Source organism: Rouxiella sp. T17, from assembly GCF_036663475.1.
Lineage (GTDB): Bacteria > Pseudomonadota > Gammaproteobacteria > Enterobacterales > Enterobacteriaceae > Rouxiella.
Map to the genome: position 1 here is coordinate 173,717 of NZ_JAWUEA010000040.1, position 19,644 is coordinate 193,360.

General features: G+C 52.1%; 18 protein-coding genes. 8 read left to right on the top strand and 10 right to left on the bottom strand.

Translation table 11 applies throughout. The features are described 5' to 3' along the window. Window positions 1-28 precede the first annotated feature (28 nt). From SC206_RS18600 to manX, 3 genes are all read right to left on the bottom strand, one after another. Window positions 29-871: a PTS mannose transporter subunit IID gene (locus SC206_RS18600; RefSeq protein WP_442976136.1), complete on the bottom strand. Its 843-nt coding sequence runs from the start codon at window positions 869-871 to the stop codon at window positions 29-31. Window positions 872-881: 10 nt separating this feature from the next. Next, window positions 882-1,682, bottom strand: a complete 801-nt coding sequence (locus tag SC206_RS18605; protein ID WP_332739579.1) for a PTS mannose/fructose/sorbose transporter subunit IIC — start codon at window positions 1,680-1,682, stop codon at window positions 882-884. 91 nt (window positions 1,683-1,773) lie between these two features. Continuing rightward, complete coding sequence (gene manX / locus SC206_RS18610) at window positions 1,774-2,751, bottom strand: PTS mannose transporter subunit IIAB (protein ID WP_332739581.1); 978 nt, start codon at window positions 2,749-2,751, stop codon at window positions 1,774-1,776. 708 nt (window positions 2,752-3,459) lie between these two features. Between manX and SC206_RS18615 the strand changes: the two genes are divergently transcribed. Continuing rightward, a complete protein-coding gene (locus tag SC206_RS18615) occupies window positions 3,460-5,022 on the top strand; it encodes a TerC family protein (protein WP_332739583.1) in 1,563 nt (520 codons plus the stop codon). 172 nt (window positions 5,023-5,194) lie between these two features. On the opposite strand, the gene SC206_RS18620 is transcribed toward SC206_RS18615, so the two are convergent. The 3 genes from SC206_RS18620 to pabB form a co-directional block, all read right to left on the bottom strand. Continuing rightward, window positions 5,195-6,559, bottom strand: coding sequence for an L-serine ammonia-lyase (locus SC206_RS18620; protein ID WP_332739585.1), 1,365 nt, complete (start codon window positions 6,557-6,559; stop codon window positions 5,195-5,197). Between the two features lie 212 nt (window positions 6,560-6,771). Beyond that, window positions 6,772-7,362 (bottom strand): CoA pyrophosphatase, encoded by a 591-nt coding sequence (locus SC206_RS18625; protein ID WP_332739587.1) that lies wholly within the window; start codon window positions 7,360-7,362, stop codon window positions 6,772-6,774. Beyond that, the gene (gene pabB, locus SC206_RS18630; RefSeq protein WP_332739589.1) at window positions 7,359-8,741 is read right to left on the bottom strand and encodes an aminodeoxychorismate synthase component 1; all 1,383 of its coding nucleotides are present in this window, start codon (window positions 8,739-8,741) and stop codon (window positions 7,359-7,361) included. Before pabB ends, SC206_RS18625 begins: the two co-directional genes overlap by 4 nt. Before the next feature lie 175 nt (window positions 8,742-8,916). On the opposite strand from pabB, the gene SC206_RS18635 reads away from it, so the two are divergent. Beyond that, a complete protein-coding gene (locus tag SC206_RS18635) occupies window positions 8,917-9,099 on the top strand; it encodes a YoaH family protein (RefSeq protein WP_332739591.1) in 183 nt (60 codons plus the stop codon). A 139-nt stretch (window positions 9,100-9,238) separates the two neighbouring features. Here the strand turns inward: SC206_RS18635 and purT are convergent, their stop codons facing one another. Continuing rightward, the gene (gene purT, locus SC206_RS18640) at window positions 9,239-10,417 is read right to left on the bottom strand and encodes a formate-dependent phosphoribosylglycinamide formyltransferase (protein WP_332739593.1); all 1,179 of its coding nucleotides are present in this window, start codon (window positions 10,415-10,417) and stop codon (window positions 9,239-9,241) included. A gap of 284 nt (window positions 10,418-10,701) precedes the next feature. On the opposite strand from purT, the gene cspE reads away from it, so the two are divergent. The 3 genes from cspE to SC206_RS18655 all read left to right on the top strand — a co-directional run bounded on the left by cspE (window position 10,702) and on the right by SC206_RS18655 (window position 14,599). Then, entirely contained in the window at window positions 10,702-10,911 is a 210-nt protein-coding gene (cspE, locus tag SC206_RS18645; protein ID WP_009635825.1) for a transcription antiterminator/RNA stability regulator CspE, read from the top strand. Between the two features lie 218 nt (window positions 10,912-11,129). Then, on the top strand, window positions 11,130-12,512 hold the full coding sequence (dbpA, locus tag SC206_RS18650; RefSeq protein WP_332739597.1) for an ATP-dependent RNA helicase DbpA: 1,383 nt from the start codon (window positions 11,130-11,132) through the stop codon (window positions 12,510-12,512). 53 nt (window positions 12,513-12,565) lie between these two features. Beyond that, window positions 12,566-14,599, top strand: a complete 2,034-nt coding sequence (locus SC206_RS18655) for a S9 family peptidase (RefSeq protein WP_332739599.1) — start codon at window positions 12,566-12,568, stop codon at window positions 14,597-14,599. 177 nt (window positions 14,600-14,776) lie between these two features. Here the strand turns inward: SC206_RS18655 and exoX are convergent, their stop codons facing one another. Both exoX and SC206_RS18665 read right to left on the bottom strand, forming a co-directional pair. Next, window positions 14,777-15,442 (bottom strand): exodeoxyribonuclease X, encoded by a 666-nt coding sequence (exoX, locus tag SC206_RS18660; protein ID WP_332739601.1) that lies wholly within the window; start codon window positions 15,440-15,442, stop codon window positions 14,777-14,779. Between the two features lie 20 nt (window positions 15,443-15,462). Continuing rightward, complete coding sequence (locus SC206_RS18665; RefSeq protein ID WP_332739603.1) at window positions 15,463-16,227, bottom strand: carbon-nitrogen hydrolase family protein; 765 nt, start codon at window positions 16,225-16,227, stop codon at window positions 15,463-15,465. A gap of 537 nt (window positions 16,228-16,764) precedes the next feature. Between SC206_RS18665 and pip the strand changes: the two genes are divergently transcribed. Beyond that, window positions 16,765-17,718, top strand: coding sequence for a prolyl aminopeptidase (gene pip, locus SC206_RS18670; protein WP_332739605.1), 954 nt, complete (start codon window positions 16,765-16,767; stop codon window positions 17,716-17,718). 42 nt (window positions 17,719-17,760) lie between these two features. Here the strand turns inward: pip and SC206_RS18675 are convergent, their stop codons facing one another. Then, window positions 17,761-17,991, bottom strand: a complete 231-nt coding sequence (locus tag SC206_RS18675) for a DNA polymerase III subunit theta (protein ID WP_332739607.1) — start codon at window positions 17,989-17,991, stop codon at window positions 17,761-17,763. 493 nt (window positions 17,992-18,484) lie between these two features. Between SC206_RS18675 and ftnA the strand changes: the two genes are divergently transcribed. Together ftnA and yobA are read left to right on the top strand one after the other, a co-directional pair. Next, entirely contained in the window at window positions 18,485-18,991 is a 507-nt protein-coding gene (gene ftnA, locus SC206_RS18680; protein WP_332739609.1) for a non-heme ferritin, read from the top strand. A gap of 266 nt (window positions 18,992-19,257) precedes the next feature. Next, a complete protein-coding gene (gene yobA / locus SC206_RS18685) occupies window positions 19,258-19,641 on the top strand; it encodes a CopC domain-containing protein YobA (protein WP_332739611.1) in 384 nt (127 codons plus the stop codon). Window positions 19,642-19,644 lie beyond the last annotated feature (3 nt).

The window sequence follows — 19,644 nt, forward strand, 5'->3', positions numbered from 1 at the left end:
CACAAAGGCCCCCGTTGACGTTCAAGGATTATAGGCCCAGCAAGCCAATCCAGTAACCGAAAATACCCAGCACGAAGAAACCGATGATGATCCACAGCGCGTTGACCTTCCTGCGCAGCAGCCACATACAGCCAAAGGTGAGCAACAACGGCACCAGACCCGGCATCAGCTGGTCGAGAATGCCTTGCACTGTCGTGACCGTGGTTTTTCCGGTGGAATCGGTAATCTCGGACACCACCAGCGGGATGTTAACGTGGGTCCACTTATTAACCAGCGCCCCCATGACAAAGAGGCCAAGAATCGACGCCCCCTCTGTCAGTTTTTGCAGGAAACCGCCGCCCATGTCATTAACAATGTCCACGCCTTTTTTATAGCCGTAAGCCACGCCGTAATAACGGTTAAGCAGACGCACAAGGTTGAACAGCACGAAGAACAGCAGCGGACCCAGCAGGCTGCCGCTCATCGCGATACCCGCGCCAAGTGCCGCGAATACCGGACGCACGGTGCCCCAGAAGATAGGGTCGCCAACGCCCGCCAGTGGACCCATCAGGCCAACTTTCAGGCCATTGATTGCGGCATCGTCGATAGGCGCGCCGTTTGCCCGCTGTTCTTCCATCGCAAGTGTTACGCCCAGAACTGGCGCAGCGACATAAGGATGGGTGTTAAAGAACTCCAGATGGCGTTTTATTGCCGCCTTGCGATCGTCATTGTTTTCAGGATAAAGACGACGAATGGCGGGCACCATGCAGTAGCAGAAGCCCAGCGCCTGCATACGTTCAAAGTTCCATGAGCCCTGAAACAGGTTGGAGCGCAGGAACACACCGCGAATATCGCCAGGCGTGAGTTTTTTTACTTGAGTTTGTTCAGTCATTTCTCTCACCCTAGTCCAATTCGTTATCGAGATCGTTAACACCCGGTGCCGCTCTGGCAGCCTGTGCAGACTTGTTGTACTTCGGACTCAGCTGGATATACAGCACGGCCATCACTACACCAATCACACCCAGCGCAACCAGGTTGAAGTTGGTGAAGGCGGCAGTCACGAAGCCAAGGTAGAAGAACGGCATCAGGTAGCCCGCACGCATCATGTTGATTACCATCGCGTAACCAACCACTACGATCATGCCACCGGCGATATTCAGACCGCTGGTGACGACTTCTGGAATCGCGCTCAGCATGCTTTGTACGACGCTGGTGCCGACGGAAACCGCCACAATCGCAGCCGGAATCGCAATACGCATGGCTTGCAGAATCAGTGCCGAGACGTGGATCCAGGAAATCGCCGACAGGTTGCCTTTTTCGGCCGCCTTATCAGCCGCGTGCTGGAATGCAACGGTAATGGTACGCACGATAATCGTCAGTACCTGACCTGCCGCTGCCAGCGGGATTGCCAGCGCAATACCTGCGCCAATCGACTGCCCGCCTGCAATAACCAGGATGGTCGAGATTATCGAGGCGAGGGCGGCATCGGGCGCCACGGCGGCACCGATATTCATCCAGCCAAGGGCAATCATCTCCAGCGTACCGCCGATGATGATGCCGGTTTTCATGTCTCCAAGCACAATACCGATTAACGTACAGGCAACTAACGGACGGTGAAACTGAAACTCATCCAGGATAGATTCCATCCCGGCAATACATGCGACAATAAATATCAGCACAATTTGTAGTGTGGTGATCTCCATTGACCTTCTCCTATACCAAAGGAAGCTGAGGTAAATAATGCCAACCAAAATGGTCCGTGGTCAGATGACCAAGCGGACTTCGCGGGCGCTATTAGTTCATCTTGTTAATTAAATCCATCATCTTCACACGGCTGTCTGAAGAGACTTTGCGCACTTCAAGTTCGATACCCTGACTGTTTAATTTCTTAAACGCGTCGATATCTTTCTGGTCAACGGAGACCGCATTGGTCACCTGAGTTTTGCCTTGCTTAAACGCGATACCGCCGATATTAACGGAGGTAATTTTCACGCCGCCTTCTACCACTCGCACCACATCGGTCGGATTGGTAAACAGCAGCATGACGCGATCGCCGGCATATTTCGGGTTGTCATAGACGCGAATGGCTTTCGCGACGTCAACCACGTGTGCCGTCACGCCCGGCGGTGCCACTTGGGTCAGCAGCGTTTTACGCACGGTATCGGCCGCCACTTCATCACTGATAACGATGATGCGATTGACGTTGGTTTCTTTGGTCCAGCGGGTGGCAACCTGGCCGTGAATCAAACGGTCATCGATGCGGGCAAGGCCGATTTTCATGTGATCGTTTGGACCCAACGCTCGGGCAGGCGCAGCCGTTGTGGTAGCAGGGGGAGAAGCGGGTGGGGCAGTAACGGGCTTATCACTCTCCGGTTCGGCGAGCTTCAGGGCTCTGACGCCTCCCCGACCTGTTTCCAGCGCGATGCTGGTCAATTCGGCAAGAGAAGGGTTGTCGTCGCGTCCCATAAAGGTCTCGACCAGCATGGGAATGTTAACTCCGGTAACGACCTCATAGTCCGGTTTGTCTAACACGATGCGGCTGGCGGCATTGAACGGGCTGCCACCCCAGGTATCGACCAGAAACAGCACGCCGCCGCTTTTGTCGAGGTGTTCAAGCTTTGCGTTATATTTCTCAACCAGTGTATCGGCGTTTTCCCCTGGAACGAAATCGATAAAGGCGACGTTATCCTGATCGCCTATTAACATTTCCGTCGTTTTCAGCAGCTGTTCCGCCGCTGAACCATGAGTGCCGATGATAATAGCAATACTCACTCGCTACCTCCTCTTGTCACCCGACTGGCGGGTTCTGCACTTGGTGATGAAGCTTTATATGTTGTCGGCAGGTTTTGCCGTTCAACAACGTGTCCCTACAAAGTTTCCGTTTCACACACGCATTTCACGAAGACCCTGTATTCCTTTAGTTTCTGAAAATCAATAACCAAATTTCGGAAAAACGTCGAGCAATTCGACTGGATTTATTTTAGTGCGTGAAAAAATAATTTTTGTGACCCCCGTCTGCTATTGAGAGAGAGAAAAGGGGCGATTGTGGCTGTTTTGAGGATTTAGCCCTAAAGCGTTTTAAATCATTGAAGGAAACAGGCTAAAGCTTAGGTATTGCAGTAAGACGACGCCTTAAAAGAGACTTTGCGAAAACTATCAGAGCTGTTACATTATATTTCCAATTATTACACAGGAGTACCGGGCCTCAGCCCACCCTATGGACTGTCACCGAAGACGCTTAACAACGCACGACACCCTCATTTCTACGATTTCCCGGAAAGCACGATCCCTCAGGCACGGCCATTTCGCCCGTTCAAACGCCTCGAGCATGACTCTCTTTCCACCATTCTGTTTATTACTTTCCAATGGCTTATCGCCACAGGCGGCTTCTATTTGCCCGTCATTTGGAACCTCGGATCGCGTAAAAACTCTTTTTGGCGCGTCTGACTTTCTTGCTGATTACACATTGCGGAGTCAAAAATGGAATTTCTAATGGATCCTTCGATTTGGGTCGGTTTACTGACGCTTATCGTGCTCGAAATCGTTTTAGGCATCGACAACCTGGTATTTATCGCTATTTTGGCCGACAAACTGCCGCCGAAACAGCGTGACAAGGCGCGAATCATCGGCCTTTCACTGGCGTTGGTCATGCGTTTGGGGCTGCTGTCGCTGATTTCGTGGATGGTCAAACTCACCACGCCGCTGTTTAGCATCGCGCAGTTTAGCTTCTCCGGCCGTGACCTGATTTTGCTGTTTGGTGGCCTGTTCCTGCTGTTTAAGGCGACCAGCGAACTGCACGAAAGGCTGGAAGGCGAGAACGGGCTTGGCAGCAATAATCGTGGATATTCAGGGTTTTGGGCCGTGGTGGCGCAGATTGTCGTGCTCGATGCTGTGTTCTCGCTCGATGCCGTCATTACCGCCGTAGGCATGGTGAACAATCTGGCCGTCATGATGACCGCCGTGATCATCGCGATGGGCGTCATGCTGCTGGCGTCGAAAGCGTTGACGCGTTTTGTGAATGCGCATCCGACCGTCGTGGTGCTGTGCCTGAGCTTCCTGTTGATGATCGGTTTAAGTCTGATCGCAGAAGGTTTTGGTTTCCATATTCCAAAAGGCTATCTGTACGCGGCGATCGGTTTCTCCGTGCTGATCGAACTGTTTAACCAGATTGCGCGCCGCAACTTCATCAAGCATCAGTCGCATCGCCCCCTGCGCGAACGTACCGCCGAGGCAATTCATCGCCTGATGGGCGGCAAGCGCGACAGCGATCGTCATGAAGAAGAAGCGCATGAAAATGAGCAGCCAAAAGACGAGACCTTTGCGGAAGAAGAGCGCTTTATGATAAGTGGCGTGCTGACGCTGGCTTCGCGCTCGTTGCGCAGCATCATGACGCCGCGCAATGATATTTCGTGGGTCGACTGCGAACGTTCGGCGGAAGAGATCCGCATGCAGCTGCTCGATACGCCGCACAGCCTGTTCCCGATTTGTCGCCAGTCTCTTGACGACGTCATCGGCGTGGTGCGCGCCAAAGATTTGCTGGTGGCGCTGGAAGATGGCAAAGACATTGTTGCCTTTGCCGCGAAAACGCCGCCGATTGTGGTGCCGGAAACCATGGACGTAATTAAGCTGCTGGCCGTATTGCGCCGCGCAAGAGGCCGTTTGGTGGTGGTCAGCAACGAATTTGGCGTGATTCAGGGATTAGTGACGCCGCTCGACGTGCTCGAAGCGATTGCCGGTGAGTTCCCCGACGAAGATGAAACGCCCGATGTCGTGGTCGACGGCGATGGCTGGATGGCGAAGGGCGGCACCGATCTGCACTCCCTCGAACAGCTGCTCAATAACTTTGAGCTGTTCAGTCCAAATGCCGATTACGCCACGCTTGCCGGTTTACTGCTTTCCGAATCTGGGCAAATGCCGGTGGTGGGGGAAGTTATCGAGATGGCGGGGCTGCGTTTCGAAATCATCGAGGTCTCCGAATACCGGATTGATCGCGTGCGCATCACCAAGTTGGCGTATCAGGATCCCCGCGAAGAAGCCGAATAATTTACGGCTGTTTTGCGACAAGGCTGTTCTGCGATAAGGCTATTTTGCGACAAGAAGTAATAGTTAAGAAAAACAAGGGGCAGGTATCTCGCGATATCTGCCCCTTTTCACTTATTCTTTCTATCAACGCTTTCTATCAACGCGTTACATCAGCTCAGGTCAAAAGCAGAAATTAGTCACACTGCACTTTAATCGCCAAACCGCCGCGTGACGTTTCGCGGTATTTGGAATTCATGTCTTTGCCGGTTTCGTACATGGTTTCGATAACTTTATCGAGTGACACGCGCGGCGCGCTGGTACGACGCAGCGCCATTCGCGCAGAGTTAATCGCTTTAACCGAAGCAATGGCGTTACGCTCGATGCACGGAACCTGAACCTGACCTGCAACAGGGTCGCAGGTTAAACCGAGGTTGTGCTCCATGCCGATTTCAGCCGCGACGCACACCTGCTCCGGGCTGCCGCCCATTAATTCGGTTAAACCAGCCGCCGCCATCGAACACGCCACGCCCACTTCACCCTGACAGCCAACTTCCGCACCGGAAATCGAGGCGTTCATCTTATAAAGGATGCCGATCGCGCCGGAGGTCAGGAAGTAACGCTGGTAAATATCAGGGCTGACCGATTCGATAAACTTGTCGTAATAGGCCAACACGGCGGGCACGATGCCGCACGCGCCGTTGGTTGGCGCCGTCACTACGCGGCCCCCGGCGGCGTTTTCTTCATTTACGGCCAGCGCAAACATATTTACCCAGTCAATAACGTGCATTGGGTCATTGGAGAGTTTGTCGTTGGAAACCAGCATGCGACGCAGCGCAGAGGCGCGACGCGGTACGCGCAACGGGCCGGGCAGCACGCCTTCGGTATTGAGTCCGCGATCGATACAGGCTTGCATGGTGTGCCAGATAGACTCGAAATACTGGTCGATTTCGGTTTTGCTATGCTGCGCCAACTCGTTTTTCATCATCAAACCAGACAGCGACAGGCCGGTTTCATGGCATTTTTGCAGCATTTCACTGGCAGAATTAAAGGCGTAAGGCACGTCAACCTGATCCAGAACGGGCTGGCCAAAACTCTCGTCGTCGACGATAAACCCGCCGCCAACAGAATAGTAGGTTTTGCTGTAAATCAGCTGCTCGCCCATGTAGGCATGAATTTGCATGCCGTTTTCATGACGCGGCAGGTTTTCACCACGAAACACCATGCCGGTATCGCGCGGGAAATCGACTTCATGATGCGTGTCGCCGAGAGGCAACCGCTGGCGCTGCTCGACGTCTTTAATAAAGTGTGGAATGGCGTCGATATCTACGGTGTCAGGCTTATTGCCGGCCAAACCGAGAATGATGGCGACGTCGGTGTGGTGACCTTTGCCGGTCAGCGATAATGAGCCATAAACGTCAACCGACACGCGGGTTACGCTGGACAGCAGGTTTTTTTCCAACAGGTCATCGGCAAATTGTTTGCCCGCTTTCATTGGGCCGAGCGTGTGGGAACTGGACGGGCCAATACCCACCTTAAACATGTCGAATACACTGATCACTTAGGACTCCTGAGAGAGACGACTCGGTTTGGATGATCATTGAGGGCAATCATTGGGTGACCGATTTCGCCTAAATTCTGCTTATTTATTGTTCGGTTGTTAGAGGTATAGTGTAAAAGGGTGTGACAGATTACGCAGCGTTTTTCGCATGAAAAAAAGTAATTGATCGCATTAGAGAAAAGTATGTTTTAAATAATTTAAAAACCACGCGATCAATCGCCTATCTGTCTGGCCAGCTGCAAAATAATACCGGCGGTCATTCCCCAGACAAATTGCTCTTCATACCATGAAAGATAAACCCGACGGCTGAGCCCGGCACGATGAATATCCAGCGGATGATAACGCGAAAAATTCAGCGCCTCCTGCAACGGGATTTCAAACAGTTCCGCCACTTCATCGGCATTCGGATGCAGCGCCACGTCGAGCGGGATCAGGCCGACGACCGGGGTAACCTGAAAGCCGGTGCTGCTATCAACCGGATTAAGCTGCCCTAAAACGCGCACCGAATCCGGCGGAATTGCCACCTCTTCATAGGCTTCGCGCAGTGCGGTGAAGACCAGCGATGGATCGGAAGCGTCGGCCGCACCGCCCGGAAATGCCACCTGACCCGCGTGCTTGCGCATGCTGTCGGAACGCCGCGTGAGCAGTAAGGTCGGTTCTTCGCGGCAGATAATCGGGATCAGCACCGCCGCCTGACGTTTCCCCGTGGCCTTGCGCGGCGGAGTCACAGGTAAATGCAGCTGAAAACGGCGGACAAAATCTTCTACGGCGGCGGAAAGCGGCGGAGTGTGCAGCAGGCTCATGGCGTAATGTCCTTACCGAGCAGAGGCAAAATGCGCGCCACTTTGTCGAACGTTTCCTGATATTCCGCCTGTTCCCGACTGTCGGCCACGATACCGCCACCGGCCCAGCAATAGATTTTTCCCTTTTCAGTCAATAGGGTACGAATGGTGATGTTACTGTCCATCGTTCCGCAGCAGCTGATATAGGCGATGCTGCCGCAGTAGCCGTTGCGGCGCTGAGGTTCGAGCTGCTCGATAATCTGCATCGCCCGAATTTTCGGCGCGCCGGTAATTGAGCCGCCCGGGAAACAGGCGCGCAGCAGCGCCGCAGGATGGCAATTTGCCGGCAGGCGCGCGGTAATGGTGCTCACCAGATGATGCACGGCCGGAAACGGCTCGACCACAAACAGCTCCGGCACTTTTACACTGCCCGGGATTGCCACGCGGCCAATGTCGTTGCGCAATAGGTCAACGATCATCAGGTTTTCAGCCCGATCCTTTTCAGATCCCGCCAGCTTTTCAGCCTGAAGCCGGTCAAGCTCGGGATCGTCACTGCGCGGCAGCGTGCCTTTAATTGGCCGCGTCTGGATGCGGTCCTCTTCAAGCCAGATAAAACGCTCGGGCGAAAGGCTTAGCACCGCGTTTTCTGGCAGGCGAATAAAGGCGGAGAAGGGCGCGCGGTTGGTTTGATTCAAACGCAGAAACGCATCCCATTCATCACCCTGATAATCGGCATCAAAACGCTGGGCCAAATTGATTTGATAACAGTCGCCGCTGCGCAAATATTCCTGCACCTGCCTGAATTTTTCGCCATAGGTTTCACGACTCATGTTGGCGCGCCAGCCGGATTGTAGCGTGAAAGGGGGCTGCGCCTCCGGCTGCGAGTGCGCATTTAGCCACGCGAGGCGGGCATCAATGTCGCCGTGCGCCACCAGCGTGAGCCGCTTAAGGTGATGATCGGCAATCAGCGCCCAGTCGTAAATGCCCATCGCCATATCCGGCAGCGTAATGTCGCGATCGGCTATCGGCGTGATTTTTTCCAGCGTTCGACCCAAATCATAGCCGAACAGGCCAAGCGCGCCGCCCTGAAACGGCAACGCTGAATTAGCGGCGGCGTGCAGGCCGCTGTTTTCCAACTCGCGCTGTAATAAATGAAAAGCATCGCCGCCGAGAATTTCACTTTCGCCAGTCTGCCGCCATATTTCAGTTTCATCTCCGCGCGTGGTTAGCGTAATGCGCGGCTCGGCGACCAGAATATCGAATCGATTATGCGCATGCTGGGCCGATCCCGAATGCAGCAGCATCGCCCAGGGCTGGGCGGCCAACGGCGCAAAGCGCGTCAGCAGGGCGTCGGAGTGATAAGGTAATGAATGAAATTCGGGCATTTGAGCGGCTGGCATGATGCGAATAAATTCCTGGCCTGACCTGGCGTATAAGTGAAAACAGGGTTTCTCTGAAGGGTCGATCCTAGCATAAATTTATCTGGGTAGGTCATCGGCAGAAAGAGGGGTATAATGCTCGGCTACGTCAGAAACATGAACTCTCAGACAGACCATCACAGACAGGAACAATCTTATGCTCACCGGAATGCCTTCACTTTCACATAAAGAGCAGCAAGAGGCCGCCGATCGCATTCATGAATTGATGCAGGAAGGCATGAGCAGCGGTCAGGCGATCGCGACCGTTGCCGCAGAAATTCGTGAAACCCACAAGGGTGACCGCGTGACGGTTATCTTTGATGATGAAGACGACGAATAACTTTTCCATCATCAAAATTTGGTCATTAAAAAAGCCGTTGGGCGATTTAAAACGCGCAACGGCTTAAGCATTATTTAGTGAAAAAGTTGGCGAATAAAACAGTATTTAGCGATTAAACAGTATTCAGCGAATAAAAAATTTAACCTTTCACCACGATGGCCGCTGCCGCTTTGATTGCCGTTTCAACGGCCTGCTCGACAGTCTCGCCGATTGACAGCGCGACGCCTAAACGACGCTTGCCGCTGATTTCAGGCTTACCAAACAAACGCACCTGATTTGAACCCACCAGCGCGTGCTCGAGGCCGCTAAAGCTGACATTATTGCTGGTCAGTTCCGGCAGAATAACGGCAGACGCAGACGGGCCAAACTGGCGAATAGTGCCGATTGGCAGACCCAAAAACGCACGGACGTGCAGCGCAAACTCTGATAAATCCTGAGAAATCAAGGTCACCATGCCGGTATCGTGCGGGCGCGGAGAAACTTCGCTGAATACTACGTCGTCACCGCAAACAAACAGCTCCACGCCAAATAAGCCGTGGCCGCCCAGTGCTTCAACCACTTTGCTGGCGATCTCTTTCGCACGGCTCAACGCCAGAATGCTCATCTGCTGTGGCTGCCACGATTCACGATAGTCGCCATCTTCCTGACGATGGCCGATTGGCGCGCAGAAATGAATCCCGTCGATTGCGCTGATGGTCAGCAAAGTTATTTCGAAATCAAACTTAACCAAGCCTTCAACAATCACGCGACCGCCGCCCGCACGACCGCCGAGCTGCGCATAATCCCACGCGGCTTGCAGCGTCTCTTCGCTACGGATCAGGCTCTGACCTTTACCTGAAGAACTCATTACCGGCTTGATAATGCACGGATAACCAATTTCCTGCACCGCCAGCTTGAAGTTGGCTTCGTCGTCGGCAAAACGATAGGTAGAAGTCGGCAGGCTCAGGGTTTCAGCGGCCAAACGACGAATGCCTTCGCGGTTCATGGTCAGACGGGTCGCTTCGGCGCAAGGCACCACGTTGTGACCCTGTTTTTCCAGCTCGACCAGCATGCTGGTGGCGATCGCTTCGATTTCGGGCACGATAAAGTCAGGGCGTTCGCTTTCGATAAGCTGCTTGAGCGCGTCGCCATCGAGCATGTTGATCACGTGGCTGCGATGGGCAACCTGCATCGCGGGCGCATCGGCATAGCGATCGACGGCGATCACTTCCAGACCCAGACGTTGGCACTCAATCGCCACTTCTTTGCCCAGTTCGCCGGAGCCTAATAACATGACGCGGGTTGCGTCGGTACGCAGTGCAGTTCCAAGAGTTAACATAGCGGGATACCTGGTTCTTTGTCAGTGAAGCTGAGGTGGATAGTAAAGGTTTAAAAAGCCTGTCGGCGGCATAATTCTTACGCTAAAGCGTGATTATGCAGGCGCCCTGAAAACAATTGGCGGCATTATATAGGAAAATTACCGGCTACGAAAACGTTTGCGCGGCGAGGCCCGGATTTGCGCGCCGCCGCCGAATGTGCGTTAATAGCCGGGCATTCGCGATTAAGCCGAGTGTTTTTATTTTTATAGTATGTTTTCTAGTAATGAAGAGTTAAGGATAGATAATGAGCAAGTTAACTGGTCAGGTAAAATGGTTCAACGAAAGCAAAGGCTTCGGTTTCATCACGCCTGCTGATGGTTCTAAAGACGTTTTCGTACATTTTTCTGCAATCAACAGCGATGGCTTCAAAACTCTGGCTGAAGGTCAGAACGTTGAGTTCACCATCCAGGACAGCCCACGCGGCCCGTCTGCTGCCAACGTCATCGCGCTGTAATCAGTTTTCTGGCTTATTAAGTCAGAACTCATAAAGTTGATCACGTTTTCCTAAAACCCGCCACGCTGCGGGTTTTTTTGTGCCGCTCCATTTTTTTCTCCCCTCAATAAACAGCGCTAAGGCGTTATTTTGCCTTCTCTGTTATTATTCTGTTTATTACATGGCGCCGAGAGTCTTGCGCCGCTTCGTTTTATTCGCCTTACATAAGAGTTATCGCCTTGAGCACGCATTCTTTTTCTACCCTGACTTTGCCATCTGAACAACTTGCCAACCTCGAAGAGCTGGGTTACGCCCAAATGACGCCGATTCAGGAAGCCGCGCTGCCTGCTATCCTGCTTGGGCAAGACGTCCGCGCCAAGGCTAAAACCGGCAGCGGCAAAACGGCTGCCTTTGGTATCGGCCTCCTCGATAAAATCGCCGTGAGCGAGTTTGTTTGCCAGGCGCTGGTGCTGTGTCCGACGCGCGAACTGGCGGATCAGGTCAGTAAAGAGCTGCGTCGTCTGGCGCGCTTCACCCAAAACATCAAGATTTTGACCCTGTGCGGCGGCCAACCTATTTCGCCACAGCTCGACTCGCTGGTGCGTCAGCCGCACATCGTGGTCGGCACGCCGGGTCGTATTCAGGAACACCTGCGCAAGGGCACGCTGAAGCTTGATAGCCTGAAAGTGCTGGTGCTCGACGAAGCCGATCGCATGCTGGACATGGGCTTTAGCGAAGATATCGAAGACGTGGTGAGCTACACGCCGCCGTCGCGCCAGACGCTGCTGTTTTCCGCGACCTATCCGCAAGGCATTGATCGCATTAGCAACAAGTTCCAGCGTCAGCCGTTAAACGTTGAAATCGAAGGCGAAGAAGATGTCGCCGACATCGAACAAATCTTTATCGAAGCCGATCGCCACAGCCGTTTGTCGCTGCTGGCCGCCGTGCTTTATCAGCATCAGCCGACCTCCTGCGTGGTGTTCTGCAATACCAAGCGCGACTGTCAGGAAATCGCCGATACGCTGGCGAGCAAAGGCATCAGCGTTTTGGCGCTGAACGGTGATTTAGAGCAGCGCGATCGCGACCGCGTGTTGGTGCGCTTCTCCAACGGCAGCTGCCGCGTGCTGGTGGCTACCGACGTCGCCGCCCGTGGTCTGGACATCAAACAGCTTGGTTTGGTGATTAACTACGAGCTGTCGTTTGACCCAGAAGTCCACGTTCACCGCGTTGGCCGTACGGGCCGTGCAGGCACCAGCGGGTTAGCCGTCAGCCTGGTTACGCCGCAGGAGATGACCCGCGTTCACGCGCTCGAAGATTACACCAATAAAAAGTTCAAATGGCAGCCTGCGTCGCAAAGCCTCTCTGCACCGGCCGTAACGCTGGAGCCAGAAATGCTGACGCTGTGCATCGACGGTGGCCGTAAAGCCAAAATCCGTCCGGGCGATATTTTGGGCGCGCTGACGGGCGATGCTGGCCTGACCGCTGCTGAAGTCGGCAAAATCGACATGTTCCCGATCCACGCTTACGTTGCAATCCGTAAAAATAGCGCCAAGAAAGCGCTGCAACGTTTGCAGGAAGGCAAAATCAAGGGCAAAAACTGCAAAGCGATGCTAATGCGCTGATTTTCAGCGTTTTTAATGCCGCTATCAAACCTCGAGAGGAGAGAAACCGACCAATGATGACACCTCCAAAGGCAGAAAAACGTCCTTATCCGATCACTACGCACGGCGATACGCGCGTTGATGACTATTATTGGCTGCGCGATGACGAGCGCAGCGATGCTGACGTGCTGAACTATTTGCAGGCCGAAAACGGCTGGACCGAGCAGGCGATGAAGCCGCATCAGGCGCTGCGCGAGGCGCTGTATCAGGAAATGGTCGACCGCATTCCGCAACAGGATCACTCGGTGCCTTACGTGCGACGCGGCTACCGTTATCAGACGCGCTATGAGCCGGGCAACGAATACCCGATTTATCTGCGCCAGCCTGCCGAAGCTACCGATGAGTGGCAAACGCTGATCGACGGCAACGAACGCGCCGCCGATCGCGAGTTTTATACGCTCGGCGGTTTGGACGTCAGTCCGGATAACAAAAGTCTGCTGGTGGCAGAGGATTTCCTCTCTCGTCGTCAGTACGATATTCGCGTAAAAAATCTAGGTGACGAAAGCTGGTCTGAAGAAACCCTGAGTAATACCTCAGGAAATGCCGAGTGGGCCAACGATTCGAAAACCATTTTTTATGTGCGTAAACATAAGACTACGTTGCTGCCTTATCAGGTTTATCGTCATCAGGTCGGCACGTCGCCGTCTGAGGATGTTCTGATCTACGAAGAGAAGGACGATACCTTTTACGTCGGCCTCGATAAAACCACCTCCGAGCGTTTTATCCTGATCCATCTCGACAGCACGACCACCTCTGAATGCCTGCTGCTGGATGCCGATAATCCTTTAGCCGAGCCAAAAGTGTTCCTGTCGCGTCGTAAAGACCACGAATACGCGCTGGATCATTATCAGGGTCATTTTTACATTCGTTCAAACAGAGACGGCAAAAACCTTGGCCTTTATAAGAGTGAAAGCGCTAACGAAGCCAGCTGGCAAACGCTGATCCCCGCGCGTGATGATGTCATGCTCGAAGGTTTCAGCCTGTTCCGCGATTGGCTGGTTATTGAAGAGCGTCAGGATGGCTTGACTCATCTGCGTCAAATTCATTGGCAAAGTGGCGAAGAAAAGTCGCTGAAGTTTGACGATCCGACCTATGTGACCTGGCTGTCGTTTAATCCCGATCCTGATACTTCGCTGCTACGCTACGGCTATTCGTCGATGACGACCGCCAGCTCGCTGTTTGAGCTGGATTTAGATACGGGCGAACGCAAGCTGTTGAAACAGCAGGAAGTGAAAGATTTCGACGCCAGCAATTATCGCAGCGAACGCCTGTGGGTGACCGCGCGTGACGGCGTAAAAGTGCCGGTTTCGCTGGTTTATCGCCACGATCTTTTCAAGGCAGGCCACAATCCGCTGATGATTTACGCCTACGGATCTTATGGCAGCAGCATGGATCCGGGCTTTAGCGGCAGTCGCCTGAGCCTGCTGGATCGCGGTTTCGTCTTTGCGTTGGCCCATATTCGCGGTGGCGCAGATCTCGGCCAGCAATGGTACGACGACGGCAAGCTGTTCAATAAGCTCAATACTTTCAATGACTTTATCGACGTAACTCGCTCACTGGTCGAGCAGCAGTATGGCGACAAAGACAAAGTTTACGCGATGGGCGGCAGCGCGGGCGGCCTGTTGATGGGCGCGGTTATTAATCAGGCACCCGAGCTGTATCACGGCATCGTGGCGCAGGTGCCGTTTGTTGACGTGGTGACCACCATGCTCGATGAATCTATTCCGCTGACTACCGGCGAATATGACGAGTGGGGCAATCCAAACGACAAAGCCTACTACGACTATATTCTGCAATACAGCCCGTACGATCAGGTTAAGGCGCAGGATTATCCGCACATGTTAGTTACCACGGGCCTGCACGATTCTCAGGTGCAATACTGGGAACCGGCCAAGTGGGTGGCAAAACTGCGTGAGCTGAAAACCGACGATCGCCAGCTGTTAATGTACACCGATATGGATTCGGGGCACGGCGGGAAGTCTGGGCGTTTCAAAGCTTATGAAGATATCGCGATGGAATATGCCTTCCTGATCGCGCTGAGTCAGTAAACTCAGGTTTACTCAGGTTTACTCAGGCGCAATTAAGACAAAATCAGGGCAAATAAGCAATAATCAGTTGAAATTGTATTTGTTTTGACCATAAAAAAGAGAGACGGTGTAGGCCGCCTCTCTTTTTTTGTTTCAGCTTACAAAATCTTAGCTCTCTAAAAACTAGTTCTTTAAAAGCTAGTTCTCTAAAAAATAGTGCAAACTGTATTTCATATCGGCGCTCAGGCTGTCTACCGAACGCAGCATCCAACGCAGATAACCGGGATCCTGCAACGCAATCTCCGCGATTTTCTTGCCTCGATATTTGCCAAACTTCAACGTACGCAGCAGAGTAGGGCGATCGCCAAGCGCAACCATCTCTTCTGGCGTCCAGTCAGACTCCTGCAAAATACGCTGCAACAGCGCGGCGGTGACGTAACAGTCGTACAACGCGCGGTGCGCATGCAAATCTTGCGGAGGAGAAGTCTGTAAATTCAGGCTCTTGCGCAGATTCTGTAAACTGTAGCTCGGCTGGCCCGGAAAGAGTTCGCGCGACAGTTTAACGGTGCAAATCCACTGACCGTTCATCTCGGGCAGCATTTTGCGGTCAAACGCGGCGTTGTGCGCCACGTAAAACGGATGCCCCTGATATCTTCTTACTGCCACGGCTATTCTGGGCTTATCTTCCACCATCTCTTCGGTGATCCGATGGATTGCCATGGCCTGCGGGCTAATCGGTCGATCGGGACAGACTAAATCGCTCATCGGCTGAGTAATTTGGCCGTCGACCACGTCGACCGAGGCAATTTCAACGACGCCGCCGTCAAAACCACAGGTTTCTGTATCAATCACCCTAAATGTCATGTTGCTTTGCTCCTGATGGTTTAGGTTTCCTGATAGCTTAACAGCTCGACCTGTCCATGCCAGCCGTTGTCGGTGCGTTTCGCGATGGCAATGGCGTCTTGATTGGTCGGTGCCACGACGATAGCGTGGCCTAATTCGGACCAGATAGCGCTTTTACCCGCCGGGGTCCAACCGCCCGTTGGCGCGCAGTGGTTGGCCATAATCACCGCCATGCCGTGTTCTTCGGCATAACCGCGCATCATGGCGCTGTCTTTTTTGTAGCCCGGTTCAGAAATTAATACCCCTGCACCATAAATATCTGCGCCGTGATCGGCTGCGTATTTCGGATGCGAAGGCTCGGCAATGTCGGCACAAATTGCCAATCCAAGCGTTTTTTCGCCCACGTTAAGCTGTGGCCCACCCTGACCCGGCACGAAGAAATCGGGTTCTTCGCCGTGTAAATACTGTTTGGTATAGGAATAAAGTGTGCCGTCGGGGGAGAAAACCACCGCGCCAATGTAAAGGGCGTCGCCATCGCTACAGCCTAGCGGTGCGCCGACAACAATGGTCATATTGTAACGCTTTGCCTGCGTGCGCAAAACTTCAAGCCGCGGATCCTGCAAGGTCAATCCGAGTTTACGGGCGAGCTCAAGCTCGTAGCCGGTCAGGGAAAGCTCGGGGAAAATCAGCAGATTGACATGGTGCTTTGCAGCCAGCGCCACGGCTTGCGCGTGACGTTCTATATTTACATCGATATTACCGGCCAGGCAGGTGATTTGCGCCGCAGCAATAATAAAGTGACTCATCAAATATTCTCGGGTAAATGCAACGTAGGCCAATTAACAAAAAAACCCGCAATGGCGGGTTTATCTTGATACGAAGCTGGGTGTTACGCAGAAGCCTTTTTAGCGCGTTTGTCAGCCTTTTTTTCAGCTGGAGTTTTCAACGGCTTTTTCTTCGCATTCTTTTTGCTATCCATTCCTTTACTCATATCGGCCTCTCTTAAGCGGTGTGGATTGGGTTGCTCTGCTATTTACTGCTTATTTGCTGCAACATGCAATAGATGCGCGCACTTTTTTAAGTAATGTTTTGCCGTCGCCTTTTTACGAATGAAACCGGCAAAAGAATAACTGACTATTATCTGCGCAGCGCTGCCGAATTACTGTGCTATTGATCCCTTAAATCCCGCTTTTTTACCCTGCAATGTACCAAGATGATTGACCCCTTACGCGGGATACGGTGTTATTGAGAATAGTCAGGATGATGATGGTTAAATAATTCGAGATTAAACAGTTCAAGGTTAATCAATTCGATACGCTGGAATAAAAACAACAGGAAAAGTCATGCCTAGATTGAAAGGGTTGTATTTACCTCGGGAAGCCTATGCCAGCGGATTGCTGGATACCGGCGACGGTCATCAGATTTATTGGGAGCGTAGCGGGAATCCAAAGGGTAAACCGGCGGTCTTTTTGCATGGCGGTCCGGGCGGCGGCTGCTCCTCTGTGCATCGTCAACTGTTTGATCCTAATGATTATGATGTGATGTTGTTCGACCAGCGCGGATGTGGACGCTCCTTGCCGCACGCCAGCCTTGAAAATAATACCACTTGGGATCTGGTGGCCGATATTGAACGTCTGCGCGAGATGGCCGGCGTTAAAAAATGGTTGGTATTTGGCGGTTCCTGGGGCTCAACGCTGGCGCTGGCCTACGCGCAAAAGCATCCGGATCGGGTGAGCGAATTGGTCCTACGCGGGATTTTCACCATCAGAAAGCAGGAATTGCTGTGGTATTACCAAGATGGCGCGTCGCGATTCTTTCCGGAAAAATGGCAAAACGTGTTGTCTATTCTTTCTGAAGAAGAGCGCAAAGATGTCATCGGCTCTTACCGTGCGCGTTTAACCAGTGACGATCGCGCCGTCCAGCTCGAAGCCGCCAAGATTTGGAGCCTGTGGGAAGGTGAGACGGTAACCCTGCTGCCCACGGAAGATTCAGCCTCATTCGGCGAGGAAGATTTCGCGCTAGCCTTCGCCCGCATCGAAAATCACTACTTTACTCATCTAGGCTTTATGGAAACCGATGACCAGCTGCTGCGCGACGTGGAGAAGATTCGCCACATCCCGGCGGTTATCGTGCATGGTCGCTATGACATGGCCTGTCAGGTGCAGAATGCCTGGGATCTGGCAAAAGCCTGGCCTGAAGCCGAGCTGCATATTATTGAAGGAGCAGGGCACTCGTTTAATGAGCCCGGCATTCTTGACCAGCTAATTCGCGCGAATCAGAAATTCGCACGCCGCTGATTTCCCTTCTATCTCGTCTGCTGTTACGAATTATGGGCAATGTTATCGTTGCTTAGGTTCGTAAGGCAGGCGGGAGTATTTGTGTGACTCAACGCGATAAAAGGCGACCCGCTCACGGAAATAGTCACGCAGGTGGGCAGGTTGCTCACGTTCGACAATTTCTGCCACCACCGGCATGTTGTAGCGCTCTTTGAACGCTACGGCAGACGCCGCCAAATCAATATTGATTTTATCCATCTCTTCTTTGCTGAGTTCAGCCAGATTTTGTTTCATCTTCTTCTTCCTGCTTGGCGATAGCGCGCATTTTACTAATGGAATCGCGTTCTTGTAGAGGCCTTGTTACTGTCGAAACCGTCTACTTTCGACGACATTGTACTTGAGTGGCAGAGCAAGGTGAATGCCTTATCCCAGAGACATTATTCCCTCTTAATCTAAATGAGATGAATAAGCATTTACGTTTCATTGTTGGAATATATATTAATTGTGAGCGGTGGCGTGACGATAATAAGAAAAGGATTAGTGTCGCTAAATAAGAATAATTCTTTTTAATAGCAAATCCCCATGTAAATAATTCTCAATAGCAACTTAATTCTTATTTGATGCATGTAAAAATGCCTTTAATATCAGACAAATAAAATATTATATTGATTTGAACACTATTAATTAAAACAATCCTTTTTATTTCCAAATGAGTTGGGCATAATGCCCTCAAATAATGAATCACATAATTCACACAATTTATTTAATTAAATTTTGGAGCCTCATCATGCTTAAAGAAGATATGGTTAAACAGCTTAATGCCCAGCTGAATCTGGAATTCTACTCCGCCAACTTATATTTGCAGATGAGTGCCTGGTGTAGCGATAAAGGTTTCGAAGGTGCTGCCGCATTCCTGATGGAACATTCTCGTGAAGAGATGGACCACATGCATCGCCTGTTCAAATATGTCAGCGATACCGGCGCATTGCCGCTGCTGGGCACTATCGAAGCCCCTCGCGCCGATTTCGTCTCACTTTCTGATGTTTTCAATCTGGCTTACAAGCACGAGCAGCTGATTACCGAAGAGATTAACAAGCTTGCCGATTTGGCGATGACCACCAAAGATTATTCAACCTTCAACTTCCTGCAATGGTATGTCGCCGAGCAGCACGAAGAAGAGACGTTGTTCAAACTGGTTCTCGATAAACTGGGTCTGGTCAGCAACACGGGTAACGGTCTGTTCTTCGTCGATAAAGATCTTAAAGCCATGGTCGGACAATCTACCCCGGCTTAAGCTTGAACGAATAGCTAATAGTCTTAGTGATTTATAAAGTTAATAGCAAATGCGCAGAACGGCTCTCGCTGGTCTGCGCTTTTATCCCTATAATTCATGCGATTAATTCTTTCCGCTACTTCACACCTCGCCTTAAACCTTTAGTGCGGAATCCGTGCTATTCCAACTTTTGACATTAGTAAGCCATTAATTTTCACAGAATCTGACGGCAGTTTGCGTTAAAGTTGCGCGTGCATTTTTCACGTTCAGCTAGCCAAGGATAAATTGTGTCTATTAAAAAACTGCTGCGTTCACGTATTTTCAGCGTTGCCTGTGTTTTAGCGACAGGATTGATTTCACAACAGGCGCTTGCCCACGCCCATCTCAAGACTGAGACCCCCTCTGCCGACAGTCAGGTAAGCGTTGCGCCTAGTGAATTAACGCTGGGTTTTAGCGAAGGTATCGAACCGAATTTCAGCAAGGTCGAGCTGGTGGGACCCAACAATCAGCCGATAAAAACGGACGCGCTCAAGCTTGCAACGAATGACAACACTCAAGCCCTGATCGCGCTGCCGACGCCGCTGACCTCAGGTAAGTATGTGGTTTCGTGGCACGTGGTCTCGGTTGATGGCCATAAAACGCAGGGCAATTATAGCTTTAGCGTGAAGTAACCG